The sequence below is a fragment of the Shimia sp. genome (genome assembly GCF_049116215.1).
Classification (GTDB): Bacteria; Pseudomonadota; Alphaproteobacteria; order Rhodobacterales; family Rhodobacteraceae; genus Shimia.
Genome location: NZ_JAGDZB010000002.1, coordinates 76,023 through 91,277, shown reverse-complemented (window position 1 = coordinate 91,277; position 15,255 = coordinate 76,023). Strand labels below are relative to the sequence as shown.

Annotated in this window: 17 protein-coding genes; 6 read left to right on the top strand and 11 right to left on the bottom strand. The window is 59.9% G+C overall.

Annotation, left to right across the window (positions count from 1 at the left end; translation table 11 throughout):
• Positions 1–60 precede the first annotated feature (60 nt).
• The 6 genes from JXR15_RS06020 to tyrS all read right to left on the bottom strand — a co-directional run bounded on the left by JXR15_RS06020 (position 61) and on the right by tyrS (position 5,371).
• A complete protein-coding gene (locus tag JXR15_RS06020; protein WP_422052340.1) occupies positions 61–504 on the bottom strand; it encodes a MaoC family dehydratase in 444 nt (147 codons plus the stop codon).
• 106 nt (positions 505–610) lie between these two features.
• Positions 611–1,486, bottom strand: a complete 876-nt coding sequence (locus tag JXR15_RS06015; RefSeq protein ID WP_422052339.1) for a TIGR01459 family HAD-type hydrolase — start codon at positions 1,484–1,486, stop codon at positions 611–613.
• A gap of 177 nt (positions 1,487–1,663) precedes the next feature.
• Positions 1,664–2,386 carry a hypothetical protein gene (locus JXR15_RS06010; protein WP_422052338.1) on the bottom strand — a complete coding sequence of 241 codons (723 nt, stop codon included), beginning with the start codon at positions 2,384–2,386 and terminating at the stop codon, positions 1,664–1,666.
• An 84-nt stretch (positions 2,387–2,470) separates the two neighbouring features.
• Entirely contained in the window at positions 2,471–3,088 is a 618-nt protein-coding gene (locus JXR15_RS06005) for a hypothetical protein (RefSeq protein WP_422052337.1), read from the bottom strand.
• A 61-nt stretch (positions 3,089–3,149) separates the two neighbouring features.
• Complete coding sequence (locus JXR15_RS06000; protein WP_422052336.1) at positions 3,150–3,905, bottom strand: SDR family oxidoreductase; 756 nt, start codon at positions 3,903–3,905, stop codon at positions 3,150–3,152.
• A 212-nt stretch (positions 3,906–4,117) separates the two neighbouring features.
• A complete protein-coding gene (gene tyrS / locus JXR15_RS05995) occupies positions 4,118–5,371 on the bottom strand; it encodes a tyrosine--tRNA ligase (RefSeq protein WP_422052335.1) in 1,254 nt (417 codons plus the stop codon).
• Between the two features lie 172 nt (positions 5,372–5,543).
• Here tyrS and JXR15_RS05990 point away from each other — a divergent pair, with 172 nt between their 5' ends.
• The 3 genes from JXR15_RS05990 (at position 5,544) to JXR15_RS05980 (ending at position 9,031) form a co-directional block, all read left to right on the top strand.
• Complete coding sequence (locus tag JXR15_RS05990) at positions 5,544–7,292, top strand: alpha/beta fold hydrolase (protein WP_422052334.1); 1,749 nt, start codon at positions 5,544–5,546, stop codon at positions 7,290–7,292.
• Between the two features lie 123 nt (positions 7,293–7,415).
• Positions 7,416–7,760 carry a CBU_0592 family membrane protein gene (locus JXR15_RS05985; protein ID WP_422052333.1) on the top strand — a complete coding sequence of 115 codons (345 nt, stop codon included), beginning with the start codon at positions 7,416–7,418 and terminating at the stop codon, positions 7,758–7,760.
• 161 nt (positions 7,761–7,921) lie between these two features.
• Positions 7,922–9,031: an anhydro-N-acetylmuramic acid kinase gene (locus tag JXR15_RS05980; protein WP_422052332.1), complete on the top strand. Its 1,110-nt coding sequence runs from the start codon at positions 7,922–7,924 to the stop codon at positions 9,029–9,031.
• A 75-nt stretch (positions 9,032–9,106) separates the two neighbouring features.
• Here JXR15_RS05980 and JXR15_RS05975 read toward each other — a convergent pair whose 3' ends face one another.
• On the bottom strand, positions 9,107–9,532 hold the full coding sequence (locus JXR15_RS05975; RefSeq protein ID WP_422052331.1) for a cupin domain-containing protein: 426 nt from the start codon (positions 9,530–9,532) through the stop codon (positions 9,107–9,109).
• Positions 9,533–9,602: 70 nt separating this feature from the next.
• On the bottom strand, positions 9,603–10,583 hold the full coding sequence (locus JXR15_RS05970) for an alpha/beta fold hydrolase (RefSeq protein WP_422052330.1): 981 nt from the start codon (positions 10,581–10,583) through the stop codon (positions 9,603–9,605).
• A 40-nt stretch (positions 10,584–10,623) separates the two neighbouring features.
• Between JXR15_RS05970 and JXR15_RS05965 the strand changes: the two genes are divergently transcribed.
• Together JXR15_RS05965 and JXR15_RS05960 are read left to right on the top strand one after the other, a co-directional pair.
• Positions 10,624–11,097 (top strand): phosphoribosyl-AMP cyclohydrolase, encoded by a 474-nt coding sequence (locus JXR15_RS05965; protein WP_422052329.1) that lies wholly within the window; start codon positions 10,624–10,626, stop codon positions 11,095–11,097.
• Positions 11,098–11,236: 139 nt separating this feature from the next.
• The gene (locus JXR15_RS05960) at positions 11,237–12,121 is read left to right on the top strand and encodes an NAD-dependent epimerase/dehydratase family protein (protein ID WP_422052328.1); all 885 of its coding nucleotides are present in this window, start codon (positions 11,237–11,239) and stop codon (positions 12,119–12,121) included.
• Between the two features lie 30 nt (positions 12,122–12,151).
• On the opposite strand, the gene JXR15_RS05955 is transcribed toward JXR15_RS05960, so the two are convergent.
• Positions 12,152–13,081 carry an EamA family transporter gene (locus tag JXR15_RS05955; protein ID WP_422052327.1) on the bottom strand — a complete coding sequence of 310 codons (930 nt, stop codon included), beginning with the start codon at positions 13,079–13,081 and terminating at the stop codon, positions 12,152–12,154.
• A gap of 53 nt (positions 13,082–13,134) precedes the next feature.
• Between JXR15_RS05955 and JXR15_RS05950 the strand changes: the two genes are divergently transcribed.
• Entirely contained in the window at positions 13,135–13,632 is a 498-nt protein-coding gene (locus tag JXR15_RS05950; protein WP_422052326.1) for an Lrp/AsnC family transcriptional regulator, read from the top strand.
• A gap of 26 nt (positions 13,633–13,658) precedes the next feature.
• Here the strand turns inward: JXR15_RS05950 and JXR15_RS05945 are convergent, their stop codons facing one another.
• Positions 13,659–14,885: an RNA polymerase sigma factor gene (locus JXR15_RS05945; protein ID WP_422052325.1), complete on the bottom strand. Its 1,227-nt coding sequence runs from the start codon at positions 14,883–14,885 to the stop codon at positions 13,659–13,661.
• Positions 14,885–15,247: a YciI family protein gene (locus tag JXR15_RS05940; RefSeq protein ID WP_422052324.1), complete on the bottom strand. Its 363-nt coding sequence runs from the start codon at positions 15,245–15,247 to the stop codon at positions 14,885–14,887. Before JXR15_RS05940 ends, JXR15_RS05945 begins: the two co-directional genes overlap by 1 nt.
• Positions 15,248–15,255: the final 8 nt, after the last annotated feature.

The following is a 15,255-nucleotide window of genomic DNA, read 5'->3' as shown; positions in this document are numbered from 1 at the left end:
CAAAAAGGGCGGTGCTTTTGGCGTCGCCCTTTGAGTTTGGAGGAGTTTTCGGTTGGGGGATCAGTCCAGCTTGCGCGACGGCGCCAGCACGGTGGCTTCGCCTGCGAGCACCTTTTTGCCCTCAACTGTGCACACGCAATCCATTTTGACGCGGCGTTTGGCAAAGTCGATGTCGGTGACGGTCACAGAAGCCACCACGGTGTCGTTGGGGCGCACAGGCGCAAGGAACTTCAGCGACTGGCCCATGTAGATGGTGCCGTGGCCGGGCAGTTGTTCGCCGATCACCGCAGAGATCAGTCCGGCGGTGAGCATGCCGTGAGCGATGCGGCCGCCAAACATGGTGTCTTGGGCATACTCTTCGTCCAGGTGCACCGGGTTGTGGTCGGTGGACACGGCGGCAAACATCTCGATGTCCTGATCGGTCACGGTTTTGCGCACATAGCGGGTCATGCCGATTTCGAGGTCTTCGATAAAGATTGTGCCGCGGGGCAGGTTGTCCAACATTTGGCCCTCCGATTTTTTGGATTGGCTGTGCAACTAAATAACGCTCATCGAGCTTGATTGGCAATATTGTTACTTTGCGGTTGCAGAAAGATCAAGCGCCTTTGTGTTAACGCAGTTTGCCAATCGCAAATTGTGGGGTGACCTGCTGTTCTGCGAGGTAATTCGTTAACGCGGCTTCGTCTGGTTGGTGGGCGGTTTTTGTCTCCGCTGCGGCGAGGCCGCCGGTGATGAAGAGAGAATCGATGTTTTCGCCCATGGCGCCGGAGATGTCGGTGTGGGGGCCGTCGCCGATGGCGAGGATGTCTTCGTCTGCGATGGTGACACCCATGGCCGAAAGGCGGCGGTGGGCGAGGTCGTAGATGGGCGGGTGGGGCTTGCCGAAGTACAGGCTTTCGCCGCCCATTTCGGTGTAAAGTTTGGCCAGCGCCCCGGCGCACCATTCGCGCACGTCGCCGCGATCTACAATGATGTCAGGGTTGGCACACAAGAGCTTCACGCCTTTGGTTTTGGCATAGAGGAAATCGGCGCGGTTCACGTCCGGATCGGCCATGGTGTCAAACGGACCGCAGCAGACAATGCCCTCGGCCTCGGCCAGAGGGACGCGTTGAATGTCGACAGGGTTGTCAAGGATTTCAAGCGGTTGGAAGAAACCTTCGTCGCGTTGCCATTCGCCCATGAAGTAGACTTTTTCCCCGACTGCACCATTGAACATGGCCGAGCGTGCGCTGTCGCCAGAGGTGGCGATGGTGTCATAGGCGTCGTCCGGCACGCCAAAGGAGCCAAGCTGTTCAGCGACACCGGCGCGGGGTTTTGGGGAGTTGGTGACCAGCACCACAATGCCGCCTTTGGCGCGGTAGGCTTGCAGGGCAGCGACGGCCTCTGGATAGGCGGTGACGCCGTTGTGCACGCAGCCCCAGAGGTCGACAAACAGCGCTTTGTAGTTGTCGGAAATCTCGGCGAGTGAGGAAACGATCTTGGTCATGTGTCAGTCCTGCGCGTGAAGTGTTGCGCAAGGTATGGCAGGGGCATTTCCAGAGTGCCAGCGATTCCGGTTGGCGATGTGCTGCGGTGCAGAAGTTAACGGCCAGAACCCACGTCGGTATCTTGTCGGTATCGCGACTGTTTTGCGGAGGTGGGGAGTTGTGCTGCGATGCAGAAATTAACCTTTGGTGCGGTTCATCAGTTTGCGTAGGGCGCCGACGATGCTGCGGAAGGGTTCGACGCGATCGTAGAATCTCAGGTCGTGAATGTCGGTGCGCGAGCTGCGTTGCCCGGCAAGACAAGGCGTGGCGAGGCGGAAGCTGGTGCCGGGCACAATGGTGCGGACCATGTTGAAGGCGCCGTCAAAGAACATTGAGCCACCTTCGGGATGGCCGGAAGGGCGGGAGCGCACCAGTTCGAGGTAGTCATGGAAGGCGCGGATGCTGTCGCCCTGGATGGCCCAGAATTGCGTGCCACGGGTGCCACCGGTCCACTCGGTCAGACCAATGGTCTCGGTGGGCGGGGTTTCGGGTTCCAGATAGCCAAGGGCGGCGATGGACCAGTGGGTGGTTTTTAGATCGGTGAGCACTTTGGCAACCGTGGTGTCTGGCAGATCGTTGAGCTCAAGATCGTCCTCGCAGATCAGGATGCGCTCATAGCCCTTTTCTAAGGCATCCGCCAGCACCCGGGTTTGTGAGAGGAAGTTGCCGAGTGAGCCAATCGAGGGGAACTCGCCTTTCTCTGTCGGGCGGGAGGCCTCAAAGAAAGAGATGTGCGCATTGGGGATGGAGACGCCGACACGGGCGAAGTCGGCGATGGTTTCCGTGCGGCGGTCATCCCGGTAGGGCAGGTTCACGATGTAGACGTGGTCAAAGTGGTCAAGCAGATCAGAAAAGCTCATTTGGGTGTCCGCGCTGGAGGTGTTTTGGATGGTCCTAAAGGCACTTGGCGGCGGAAGTTTGTCAACAGGGCGGTGGTTTTGCGCTTAGGCCAGTTGGGCGGGCAGGCGCAGGGTGGGGCGGAAGCCGTTGCGCAGGGCGATGCGTGTGGGCGCTGGGGTGAGCACGGGGTGTGTGCCTTGCGGGCGTTTGATCGGGGTGGCGTAGCCATTGGGCGTAAACGGCAAGGCCATGTCTTTAAGCAGCAATGTGGGGCCGGTGTCTGTCAGGATGAAGGTGCCGTCTGGCAGGCCGGCAGTGTCTTCGAGGGGGCGGTTTTGGCCGTAGATGCGCGGGATCGCGCGGGCGGCATGAAGTCCTTCGTCAAAGGCAGGCGCGCTTCCCGCGTGGTCGGCGGCGGTGAGGAAAGCCTTGTGATCGGCGCGGCGGCACTCGGCGCAGGGGCGATGTCCAGCGGCGAGGGCGACCGCTTCGTCGTAGAAAAACAGTTCGGTGTAGCGGTTGGGGGCCATGAGTTGGCGTTGGCGGTTTTTGAAAGACAACACGCAGCAGACCCAAGCTTTGTGGCGCCAGCGCCGGTGGGTCAGTTGGCCGTGTTGGTGGGCGGTGTCGTCGTGCAGAATGCCCCGGTTGCCCATGAAGGCCCCGCGCGTGGGGTGAACGAGGATTTGGCCGTCAGGTTGTACGCGGTTTTGGCGGGGCATGGGGCTCTCCTTTGCGGAGAGGATAGCAAGGTGCGCAGGGACTGCGCACCCTACGGTTTTGTTATTGCATGCGCAGGGCGCCGTCGATGCGGATGACTTCGCCGTTGAGGTAGCCGTTTTCCACGATGAAGCCTGCGAGGCGGGCGTACTCGGACGGGTCGCCGAGGCGTTTCGGGCAAGTCACGTCTTGCGCCAGTTGGTCTTGCACTTCTTGTGGTAGGCCTTGCAGCATTGGCGTCAGGAAGATGCCCGGTGCAATCGCCATGACACGAATGCCGGAACGGGCGAGATCGCGGGCCATGGGCAGCGACAGGCCTACGATGCCGCCTTTGGAGGCTGCGTAGGCTGCCTGGCCGCGTTGGCCATCCATGGCCGCAATAGAGGCGGTGTTGATGATCACGCCCCGCGCGCCGTCTGCTTCCGCTTCGTTTTCCGCAATCACCTCGGCAGCGAGGCGAGCGACGTTGAAAGAGCCCACGAGGTTGATGTCGATGGTTTTCTGGAAGGTGTGCAGCGGGTGTGGGCCGTTTTTGCCAATGGTGGTGGCGGCAGGCGCAATGCCCGCGCAGTTAACCGCGGCGGTGATCTTGCCCATGGCCGCTTTGGCGGCTTGGATGCCGGCGGCGGCGCTGACCTCATCGGTCACGTCAACCTTGTGGAAGGTGCCGCCGAGGTCCGCTGCAATCTCTGTGCCGCGTTCCTCGTTGAGGTCAAACAGGGCCACCTTGGCGCCGTTGGCGGCAAAATGGCGGGCGGTGGCTTCGCCCAGACCGGAAGCGCCCCCGGTGATCACGGCGCAGGTTTGATCAAGTTTCATTGGCGGCTCCTCCCAGTGAGACGTCTAGGTCGATAAATGAACGTGTGTTCAAATAACCTGAAGCGGGCGGGTCTGTCTAGGGGAAGAAAGGAGGGGCCAGCCCCTCTGCGCCGTTGGCGCATTCACCCTGGGATATTTGGAGACAGTGAATGGGAAAAGAAAAGGCCCGCCGGGTGGGGCGGGCCTTAGAGAGTTTGTTGCAGGGGGCGGGCTTAGCCGTCCAGTTGCACCAGAGCGTGGCGCTTTTTGCCCGCGCTGAGTTTGATTGGCGAGCTGAGCGCGGCGGCGTCGATCATCAGGCCGGCGTTGGTCAGCGGGGCGTCGTCCAGCTTGGCGCCGTTTTCCTTGATCAGGCGTTTGGCGTCTTTGCCCGATTTGGCCAGTCCGGTTTTCACAATCAGCTGCACAATGGAGATACCATCGCCGAGGTCGTCGGCGGAGAGCGTCACGGTGGGCAGGTCGTCGCCCACGCCGCCTTTTTCAAACACTTCCCGTGCGGTGGCTTCGGCGGTGGCCGCAGCGTCGGCGCCGTGGCAGAGCGTGGTCACGGCGTTGGCGAGGATGATCTTGGCTTCGTTGATCTCAGAGCCTGCGAGCGCGCCGAGGCGGTTGCACTCGTCCACCGGCATCTCGGTGTAGAGTTTGAGGAAGCGGCCCACGTCAGCGTCGGTGGTGTTGCGCCAGAACTGCCAGAACTCGTAAGGCGATCGCATGTCGGCGTTGAGCCAGACTGCACCGTCCGCCGATTTGCCCATCTTCTTGCCGTCAGAAGTGGTCAGCAGCGGGGAGGTGAGGCCGAACAAGCCGCCATCATCCACACGGCGGGTGAGGTCAATGCCGTTGACGATATTGCCCCATTGGTCGGAGCCGCCGAACTGCACCAGACAGCCGTAGCGGCGGTTCAGCTCGAGGAAGTCGTAGGCCTGCAGGATCATGTAGTTGAACTCGAGGAACGACAGAGATTGTTCGCGGTCCAGTCGGGACTTCACGCTCTCAAAGCTGAGCATCCGGTTCACCGAGAAGTGGCGGCCGATGTCGCGCAGAAAGGTGAGGTAGTTTAGATCATCCAACCATTCGGCGTTGTTGAGCATCAGGGCGCCGGTGCCCTCATCGCCATAGTCGAGGTATTTGGCGAAAACTTTCTTGATGCCGGCGATGTTGTCGTCGATCTGATCGTTGGTCAGCAAAGGGCGTTCGTCCGCGCGGAAGGAGGGGTCACCCACTTTGGTGGTGCCGCCGCCCATCAGAGTGATTGGTTTGTGGCCGGTCTTTTGCAGCCAGCGCAACATCATGATTTGAATGAGCGAGCCGACGTGCAGAGATTTGGCGGTGGCGTCAAAGCCGATGTAGCCGGGCACCACACCGTCACAGAGCGCTTTGTCAAAGGCTTCATAGTCTGTGCAATCGGCCACAAAGCCGCGCTCTAGCATCACGGTAAGGAATTCCGATTTGGGCTGATAGGTCATGGTGCCACTCATTTGTCCGTTGGTTGTCTCTGCCTCTAGGGGCGCTTTGCCTCCTGTTAGCACCTTGGACGCCTGTTTGTAAGCCGGGATTCCGCGCAAGGTAGGGGACAGGGTTTCCACACTTTGTGAGGTGGCGTGGCCCTGCTATATTCAGGCTTTTAAAGTTGTTTTCATGAATGATCGTTTTGAGGATTTGACGCACCTCGTCTATGAGGCGTCTTTGGACAATTCCCTGTGGCCCGAGCTGATCTCGGAACTGGCAGAGGAAGTGCACCGCGCGCGGGACAGCCGCTATCTGGAAAGCCCAGAGGCCATGGAGGCGGAGACGCGGGGGTTGGAGAACCTGTCGCGGCATTTTAGGCGGGCGTTTAGCATATCGGAACGGATGGTCGGGTTGCAGGAGCGGGAGGCCTATTTGTCTTCGGTGCTCAACAGCTTTGCCTTTGGGGTGGCATTGCTGAATGAGGACGGGCAGGTGGTGATGGCCAACCGCGCGCTATATGACGTGTTGCCGATGCCCGCTTTGCAGGGGCAGGACATGCAGGTGTATTTGCCCAAGAGCGGGGAAGACCGGCTGTTGTCGCACTGTGCGCAGGAGGCCAATCGTACGGGGCGGGCGTTGGAGTTCAAAAGCCGGGAGGACGGCACAGCCGATTTGATGGTGTTGCCAAGGGAAGAGGCAGCGAGGATTGGCTTCCCGGCGATTGCAGCCAGTGTGGTGATCTCGTCGGGACAGCAGAGCCATATGGGGGTGGCGCATATCGCCAAGGCGCATGGGCTGACCCGTAGGGAAGCTGAGGTGCTGAGCCATATGGGGCAGGCGTATGACTTGCGCGAAGTCGCCAGGCGTATGGGCATTTCTTACGAGAGTGTGCGGACCTACCTGAAGCGGGTGTATGAGAAGACCCAGACCAAGAGCCGCAGTGAGGTGGCGGCAGTGCTGGCACGCTCGCCTCTGATGGCGGTACGGGCACATGGGGACAGTGCGGGGGCAGCGTTTCAGGTGCGCAACCGGATCACCCTGCGCGATGGGCGGCAGCATGAGTATTTCGCGATTGGTCCGGAAGATGGCACTCCGGTGGTGGCCTTTGATGCACTGTCCGGGGTGACAATTGACATGATTGGTTATCCTGAGCGGTGTCATGACCTGATGACGGAGGCGGGTGTTCGGCTGATCTGTCCCTGCCGTCCCGGCAGTTTCCGTTCGGACTTTGTGGTGATGCAGAGCTTGCGCGACTTTGCAGAGGATGTGCGGGAGCTATTGAATCATTTGCAGATTGCTAAAGCAGGTGTCTTGTCGGTGTCTTTTGGCAGCGGATCTGCTCTGGCGGTGACCCATGCGTTGCAGGACCGGATCAGCAAGGCGGTGTTGTCCTCCGCGGCCTATCCGTTTTACCGGCATGAGAACTGGCGGGAGCTGGACCAGTTTTACCACATGTCCTGTATTCTGGGGCGGCACTGGCCAAGTATGTTGCGACAGGTCATTCCGTTTCTGGTGCGCTCGATCCTGCAGAACCGGGATCGGTATTTTGACCGCTATTGCAAACGCTCGCGCAGTGAAGATGACATTCGCATTTTGTCCCATCCAGTGATCCGACGGCGTACCGCGGAGATGCTGGCGCTGCGCACGGCCTCGGGGATTGACGGGATTGTGGAAGAGAACCTGCTCAATGCGCAGGGCTGGGACTTTGATCCGTCCAACATTCGCACGCCAGTGGAGGTGTTTCAGGGGCCGGATGACAATGTGGCCCCCATCCAGGGGGCGGAGCTGCTGGTGCAGCACTTGCATGACGCGCAGCTGACCGTTTTGTCGGGCAAGGGGCACTATCATCACATTGAGAACTGGCCCTGGTTGGCGGCGCGTGCCGCGGGCAAGGATATGGCCCCTGGCAGTCTGCGCTATGACATTCCTGCATTTTGACCAGATGGTAGGGAATACCTGAGGATGGGCTGAATGTCCCCAAATGGGGATAGGATAAGGCGCCTCTGTTCAGGTAATTTTTAAATCATTGAACAGGAATTTATTTATCGGGGGGCGCGGTTATTGTTTGCCTATGTTTTTGAGTTCATCCAGGCGCTCCCCAAACCTGTGTCAACGGCGTGTGGCGTGTTGGGGTTTTGCCTTTACCTGACCAACTATACCCTGATCACTTTTCGCATTCTCAGCAGTCACGACATTCTCTTCTTTGTCATCAATATTTTTGGGGCAGGGTTGGTGTTGGTGAGCCTGGTGCAGGACTTCAACCTTGGGTCTTTTATGATCCAGGTGTTCTGGATCTGTCTTGGCATGATTGCGATTGTGGTACGGATGAAGTCACGCGCAGCCTGGAGACGGCAAGGGCACATAGCGCCTCTGTCTCCGGCCTTGGAGGCTCCCCATTCCCGCTAAGGTCGGAGGGTTCCGGTTCATGGGCCGCCCCACGTTCTGGTTATTACACACAGAGCGTGGGGCATTTCCGATTTGGGCTGGCGATTTGGGGGTCTGATCCTTTAAGGTTTTGCCACCGCGTCTCGGCGCGATGTAGGTGGGCAAACCAAAAGGATAAGGCCATGTTGAAGGGCCAGGGTGAGGCGGCGGTTGTGACCGCGCTGGGCGCGATGTCAGGCACGTCACTGGATGGTGTGGATGCGGCTGTGGTTGAGACCGATGGGCAGGAGATCCATGGGTTTGGGGCAACGGCCTATCGCGGCTATTCCGAGGACGAGCAGGCTGTTCTGACGCAGGCGCTGGGCCAGTGGTCCGGAGCGGAGGCTGAGGCGGCCGCGACGGTGATTGAAGCGGCGCACGCCGAGGTGTTAGGCGGGTTTGAGAACGTCGATCTGGTTGGCTTTCACGGGCAGACGCTGGCGCATGAGCCGCGTGGGCGTGGGACCTGTCAGGTGGGCGATGGGCAAGCCTTGGCTGAGGCGCTGGGCGTGCCGGTGGTTTGGGATTTCCGCTCTGCCGATGTGGAACTGGGTGGCGAGGGCGCGCCGCTGGCGCCGTTTTTTCATTTTGCCTGTGCCAAGTGGTTTGGTGCCTCTGAACCGGTGGTGTTTTTGAACCTTGGTGGGGTGGGCAACATCACCTGGGTGGATCCGCGCAAGGCAGCGCCCGAAGACGAAGGCGCGTTGTTGGCGTTTGACACCGGCCCAGCCAATGCGCCGTTAAATGATATGCTGCGCGCGCGGCGCGGATTGGCCTTTGATGAAGGCGGCAAGGTGGCCGCCAAAGGGACGGTGGCCAGGGGGGCGTTAGAGCTGTTCTTGCAGGAGTCGTATTTCTCAAGAATGCCGCCGAAGTCACTGGACCGAAACGATTTCCCCGAAATGATGGACCTGGTGCGGGAGTTGTCGGATGAAGACGCGGCTGCGACGATGACCGCGATGTGTGCTGCGTCGGTGGCGCAAGGGATGGGGCATTGTCCTGAAGCGCCGAGCCGCGTGTTGGTCACTGGCGGGGGGCGGCACAATCCGGTGCTGATGGAGATGTTGCGGGTGTCGCTGGACTGTGCGGTGGTGCCGGTGGAAGAGGTTGGGCTGGACGGTGATATGCTGGAAGCGCAGGCCTTTGCCTATCTGGCGGTGCGGGTGGCGCGGGGCTTGCCGACAAGCTGTCCCAGCACCACGGGGGTGATGGCGCTTGTCGGTGGAGGCACGGTGAGTGAGCCTGAGGACTAGGCGTTCAGGGCGTCGGCCGACCTCGGGTGGGCAGGCAGGCGCAGCCGGACCTTGCGGTCGGGCGATGCGGTGGGCTTAGCGTGGGATGTCGAAACCCGGGGCGGCCAATTCAAAACCTTCAAACTGAAACGCCGGGGAGACCGTGCAGCCAACCAGCGTCCACTCGCCGGTGCTGCGGGCGGCTTGCCAGTGGTCTTTGGGCACGAGCAGTTGTGGGAACTGGCCAGCTGCGAGGTCGGGGCCAAGCACATGATCGGTGGCTGGGCCTTGGTCGGTTTCGGCAAGTGACAGGATTAGCGGCGCGCCGGCGTGGTAGTGCCAGATTTCGACAGCATCGACGCGGTGCCAGTGCGAAGCCTCGCCTGCTTTCAAAAGGAAATAGATCGATGTGCCTGCCGGGCGCGCGCCGTCTGCGCTTTCGGCAATCCAGGTCTGGCGGTAGTGGCCGCCCTCAGGGTGCGGGGCGAGGTTGAGGTGGGCGATGATCTGATCTGCGGTCATGGGCTGCGTCCGATGTCTATGGTTGGCGACATAGGGGCAGCTTGGCGCAAGGGAGGCAAGCGGAAAGGCGCTATCTGAGCCGGTCCAGGGCGGTGCGGGCAGCGTCGGCGACTTGAGTAGGGGCTTCCAGCGGCAGCAGGTGGCCGTAGTCTGGCAGGGACTGGAAGGTCATGTCCGGGCGGCTGTCGCGCAGGTTGCGGGCGATGGATGGGTCCATGAACAGAGATGGCTTGCCGATGATGACCTCGGTGGGCACGGTGAGGCGTTTGAGGGTTGGCAAGATCAGCGGCGGGGTGGCGTAGAGGTGCGCCTCCCAATTGCGGGGGTATTCCAGTTTGATGCCGGTGTCGTCGGGCACGGTGAGCGCTTCGATCAGGCCGTGCAAGGTGGCGTCGTCAAAGCGGCGGTAGGCTTTGGAGGCGCGGTAATAGACAAACGCTGAGGCGAGGTCTGGCCACTGGGTCGGGCCGCTGAGCACTTCGGCGGCGGGGCCTTTGGTTTGGCGCAGGCGATAAGGCAGCAGTTTGAGCAGCAGGCGGATGCGGCGGGTGACGCCGGAGGGCTCGATCAGTACGAGCCCCTTGAACAGGTCGGGACGTTTGACGGCGGCCATCGCGGTGGTGGCGGCGCCGATGGAGTGACCCATAGCCAGAACAGGCGCGTTTTGCGTGGCCTCGATCCATTCGATCATGTCATCGGCAAAGAGATCCCATTCGCGCCTGGGATTGGGCGGCGGGGCGTCTTGCCACAGGGGGCGCATGGCGAGCGCCTTGAGGTGGTAACTGTCGCCAAGTTCGGAGAGAAACGGCGCGTAGCAGCGTGGGCCAAGGGCGGTGGCGTGGTGGAAGACCACGGTTGGGCCGGTGCTGGTGTTCTGCGAGGCGGCAGCGGTGCCGCCGGAGAGTTTGCTATGGTGCCATGTCATCTGCATGTGGCGCAGGCTAGTTGTGCCGAAGTCGTGCGCAAGGGTGACGTTGGGGACGGTGCTCGCGCGGAAAATTGGCAAAACCGCATTGGTCAGACTTGAAACGGCGCATGTGGTCGTCCACATAGGCTCAAATTTGCTTCTAGTTAGAGAGAGGGACTCTATCGTGGCCATCACTGAATCCGAACTGAGCGCAGCACGTGAAGCCTGGGGCGCGGGCCTTGTGGCGATTTCCAAAGCCTATGAGGCTGGTGGAATTGACGAGGCGCGACCTGTGGCCGAAGGGGTTCTGGACGCGGCCTATGGCTACACTCTGGGTCCTGTGCTGTTTAAGCCTACCCTCGCAAGCGGCGATCAGACCTTCCGTCCAACCAAAAAAGGCGCGCTGTCCTATTTTGTAGGCCATGACGAAGAATACCCGCTGGACGGTGGCTTTGGCATCAAAGGCTGGCGTGAGATGGAAAGCGTGACCTCTGCAAGATTCATCGAGGGCGATGTTGCGATGTGGATGGGCTGGGTGATCCTGACCGACAAGGACGGCAATGTGACCAAGGTCGACAAGAGCTTTGGCTACAAGAAAGACGCCGAGGGTACTCTGCGTATTGTGCAGCACCACAGCTCGCTGCCGTATCAGCCGTAAAGGTTGAGAGAGTTTGTAAGAAAGCCCCGTTTTCGAGCGGGGCTTTTTTGTTTGAAAAGGGTGCTGGTGCCAGACTTGCCTCACCTCGGTATGTGGCGCATCGTGCGTTTGGCTTTCTAGGATGACAGGCGGGGATGCGATGCGGGTTTTCTTTACGGGTGGAAGTGGCAAAGCGGGCAAATGGGCCATTCGGCATTTGCAGGAACAGGGGCATCACGTGGTCAATGCGGATCGGGTGCCTTCGGGGCTGGACTGTTCCGAGCTGCTGATTGATCTCTGCGATGCGGGGCAAGTGATTGGCGCGATGTCGCAATTTACGGATTTTCACGAGTTGGACGCGGGCAAGGGCGTGCCGACCTATGATGCTGTGGTGCATTTTGCGGCGGTGCCGCGGGTGATGATCGGCACGGATGGCGAGTGTTTTCGGCAGAACACGTTGAGCACCTATAATGTGATCGAAGCGGCGGTGAAGCTGGGCATTCCCAAAGTGATCTTTGCCAGCTCCGAGACGACCTATGGCGTGTGTTTTGCAGATGGTGAAGTGAAGCCAGACTTTGTGCCAGTGGATGAGACCCACCCAACTGTGCCGCATGACAGCTATGCCATGTCCAAGGTCTGCAATGAGGCCACCGCGCGCAGTTTTCAGGCGCGCAGCGGTAGCGATATTTATGGGCTGCGGATCAACAATGTGATCGAACCGCATGAATACGCCGAGATGTTTCCGGCCTTTGTCAAAGATCCCGCGCTGCGGCGGCGCAATATCTTTGCTTATATCGATGCGCGTGATCTGGGGCACATGGTGGATTGTTGTCTGAAGACTGACGGGCTGGGCTATGAGGTGTTTAATGTGGCCAACGATGACAGCTCGGTTGGGATACCTTCAAATCAGGTGATTGCGCAGTTTTATCAGGGGGTAGAGGTGCGCGGCGAGATGGGGGCTTACGAGACGTTTTATGCCAACAAAAAAGCCAAAGAGATGGTAGGTTTTGCGCCGCAACATGGCTGGCGTGATCTGTTGGGGTGAGGTTTAGACCCGTGGTTCGGCCTCCTCAGATCAAGTCCCTGTCGTTGCGGGGCGATGCACCGCCACGCCGATCATAACAAGGGCGATCCCCAGCAGGTCGACCATATTTGGGATTTGGCGCAGCACCAATATGCCGATCACTGTGGCTGAGGCTGGCAGCAGGGCCAGCAAAAAGGCAAAGCTGGCGCGGGGCAGGCGGGCCATGGCGAGTTGGTCGCAGACATAGGGGATCACCGAGGAACACAGGCCCACACCGATGCCGGCCAGAACCAACATGGGCGCGCCAAAGGCCTCCAGTGCCTGAAAGAACCCAATCGGCATGACGCAGAGAAAGGCGGCGGTCATGGCGGCGCCCAGGCGCTCGACGCCGCCGGAAGCGCCGCCTTCGGAGACTTTGTGACCCAGGATGATGTAGGGCACAAACAGGCCACCGTTCAGCAGCGCCCAGAACAGCCCCAAAAGGTCTGAGCTCAAGGCGGCACCTTGGGCTGTCAGCAGAGCGGGCACATCGATGAGCAAAGCCACGCCCACAGTGGCCACGGCAAAGGCCAGGTAATTGCGGGGCGTGCGCAGGCCCCAAAGCGCGATGCCAACAGTGCCAACAAACTCAATGGCCGCAACAAGTGCGATGGGCAGGCGCTCCAACGCCAGATAAAACGAACAGTTCATCACCGCCAGACATGCACCAAGGGCCAGCAGCAAAGCCCGCTCGCGCGGCGGGGCGTTTTTGAAGGTGCGCCAGGGTTTTGTGAGGGGAGCAAAAAACAGCGCGGCGGAGGCGATGCGGAACCAGGCAACGCCAAGCACACCGACCACCGGGAACAACAGTACAGCGAAGGCTGGGCCGAGGTAGTGGAACACAGCGGACACCGCAAACCAAGCCTGTGGAGGCACGGTTTCAGACAGGCGGGACAGGTGGTTTGGCGGGCGGGCCGCAGGGCTGGGGGCTTGATCTGACATGGGATCACAATGCAAGTTGAAACGCGCATAGGATATGGTGAGGTGGTGGAAAGATGGCGGAAACTGTGATGGATGCAAAGGTGCGTGGTGAAAATGACCTTCGATCTGAAGGTCGAGTGTTGGACCGTGTTGATGTGGCGATTCTACGGGAGCTGAGCGCAGATGCGCGGATTGCGCGGGCGGAGTTGGCCCGGCGTGTGGGCCTGTCAGCCCCAAGTGTGGCGGACCGGGTGCGGCGACTGGAGGATGTGGGGATTATCACCGGCTACGCGGCACAGATTGATCCGGCCAAACTTGGCTATGGGCTGACGGTTCTGATCCGGGCGCGTCCGATGCCCGGCGAAATGGGCAATATGATTGCGGCCATTCAGGACACGCCACAGATTGTGGTTTGCGAGCGCGTATCCGGTGAGGATTGTTTTGTGGCACGGGCGCATGTGCGCGATGTGGCGGAGATGGAGATGGTGATTGATCGGCTGGTGCCGTATGGGGCGACGAATTCTTCGATTGTTCAGTCTTCGCCAGTGTCAGAGCGCTTGGTGGTGTTGTGATGTGACAGGCGCGGGGGGCAGCGGCATTAGAGGTGCAGCTGTTGCAGTGTGTTCTCCAGGAACTTTCTGTTTGAAGGACTTTGCGCCAGGTTGATGGCTTTTATGTAAGCCGCTTTGGCGTCCTGCATCCGTCCGGCTTTGACAAGCACATCTGCGTAAGCTGCGTAATAGGGTTGAAATGTTTTGAGCTCACTGCCCAGTGTTTCAATTCGGCTGAGGGCGAGATCAACCTCTCCCAGTTCGGCAATAACGGTTGCCCAGTTTAAGGCGACCACAGCTGTTGGCTCATGTGGCCAGAGCGCGCCGTAAAGCAGGGAGATTTGTTGCCAATCTGGTGTCGGGCCTGCCATGTGGCAATCGGCAATGGCTGCTTTGATTTGGTAGGGACCGGGACATTGGCGCTCCATAGCCGCATTGAGTAAGGCGCGGCCCTCCGTGATCATCTGCGTGTTCCACAATTGGCGGTTTTGGGATTCCGGCGGCACCGTTGCGCCGTCATCACCAACCCGCGCCTCACGCCGTGCTTCAGTCAACAGGACAAGCGCCAAGGCGCCTTCAATTTCGGGGTCGTCCGGGCACAGTTTGTCGAGCAGGCGCATCAGGAAAATGGCTTCTTCGCCAAGGTCGCGATCGCTCCTGTCCTCGTTTACATAGCCAACGGTGTAAATCAGGTAGACCGTGGACAGGACCGCGTTTAGTCGAGCGGGCCAAGCTTCCGGTTCGGGGATTTCAAAGGTGGTACCTGTGTCGCGCAAGCTGGATTTGGCGCGGGAGATGCGCTGTCCGATGGTGACGTCCGTGTCCAAAAACGCTGCCGCAATCTCGCGTGTGGTCAGGTTGCACACGGTGCGGAGGGTTAGAGCCACGCGGGATTTCTCTCCAAGTGTTGGGTGACAACAGGCAAAAATCAGGCGCAGGCGCTCATCGGGGATCTGGTCTGCATCTTCGGCCTCAAAATGAGATGGGACAACCGCACCAATGTCGCCGGCTTTTCGTGTCTCGCTTTGGCTTTTTCGGATCCTGTCGATGCCTCGGTTATAGGCAACTTTCATCAGCCAGCCGGTTGGCGCGTGCGGCAGGCCGGAACGGCCCCAATGGGACATGGCGGAGATCAACGCATCTTGCAGGGCGTCTTCGGCCAGTTGAATGTCGCCAAGGCGTGACACTAAACCAGCGATCAGCCGCCCCCGATCCTGCCGCAGCACATCTTCTATGGCTTTATGAATGGCAATAGGGGCGGCTGTGTGTGGCATCAGTTGCCAGCCGGATTGTAATCCATCAACGCACGCACTTCGACGGTTCCCCATTTGGTTGAAGGGATCAATTCGGCGTAGGAGATCGCGGCGTCAAGATTGGGCACGTCGACGATATAGTACCCGCCGAGGTATTCCCGGGTTTCGGCAAAAGGCCCATCCATGGTTTCAGTTTTGCCTTCCTTAACGCGCACGGAGGTGGCGGTTTTGGGTTCTGTCAGGCTCTCACCGTCAACCAGCACGCCGTCTGCTTTCATTTTGTCATTTGCAGCAAAGAAGCCCTGCATCATGGCGTCAAACGCCTCTGTCCCGTAATCGGGTTGCTGCTCGGGGTCGTTGTAGATCAATAGCATATACTTCATTGGAATTC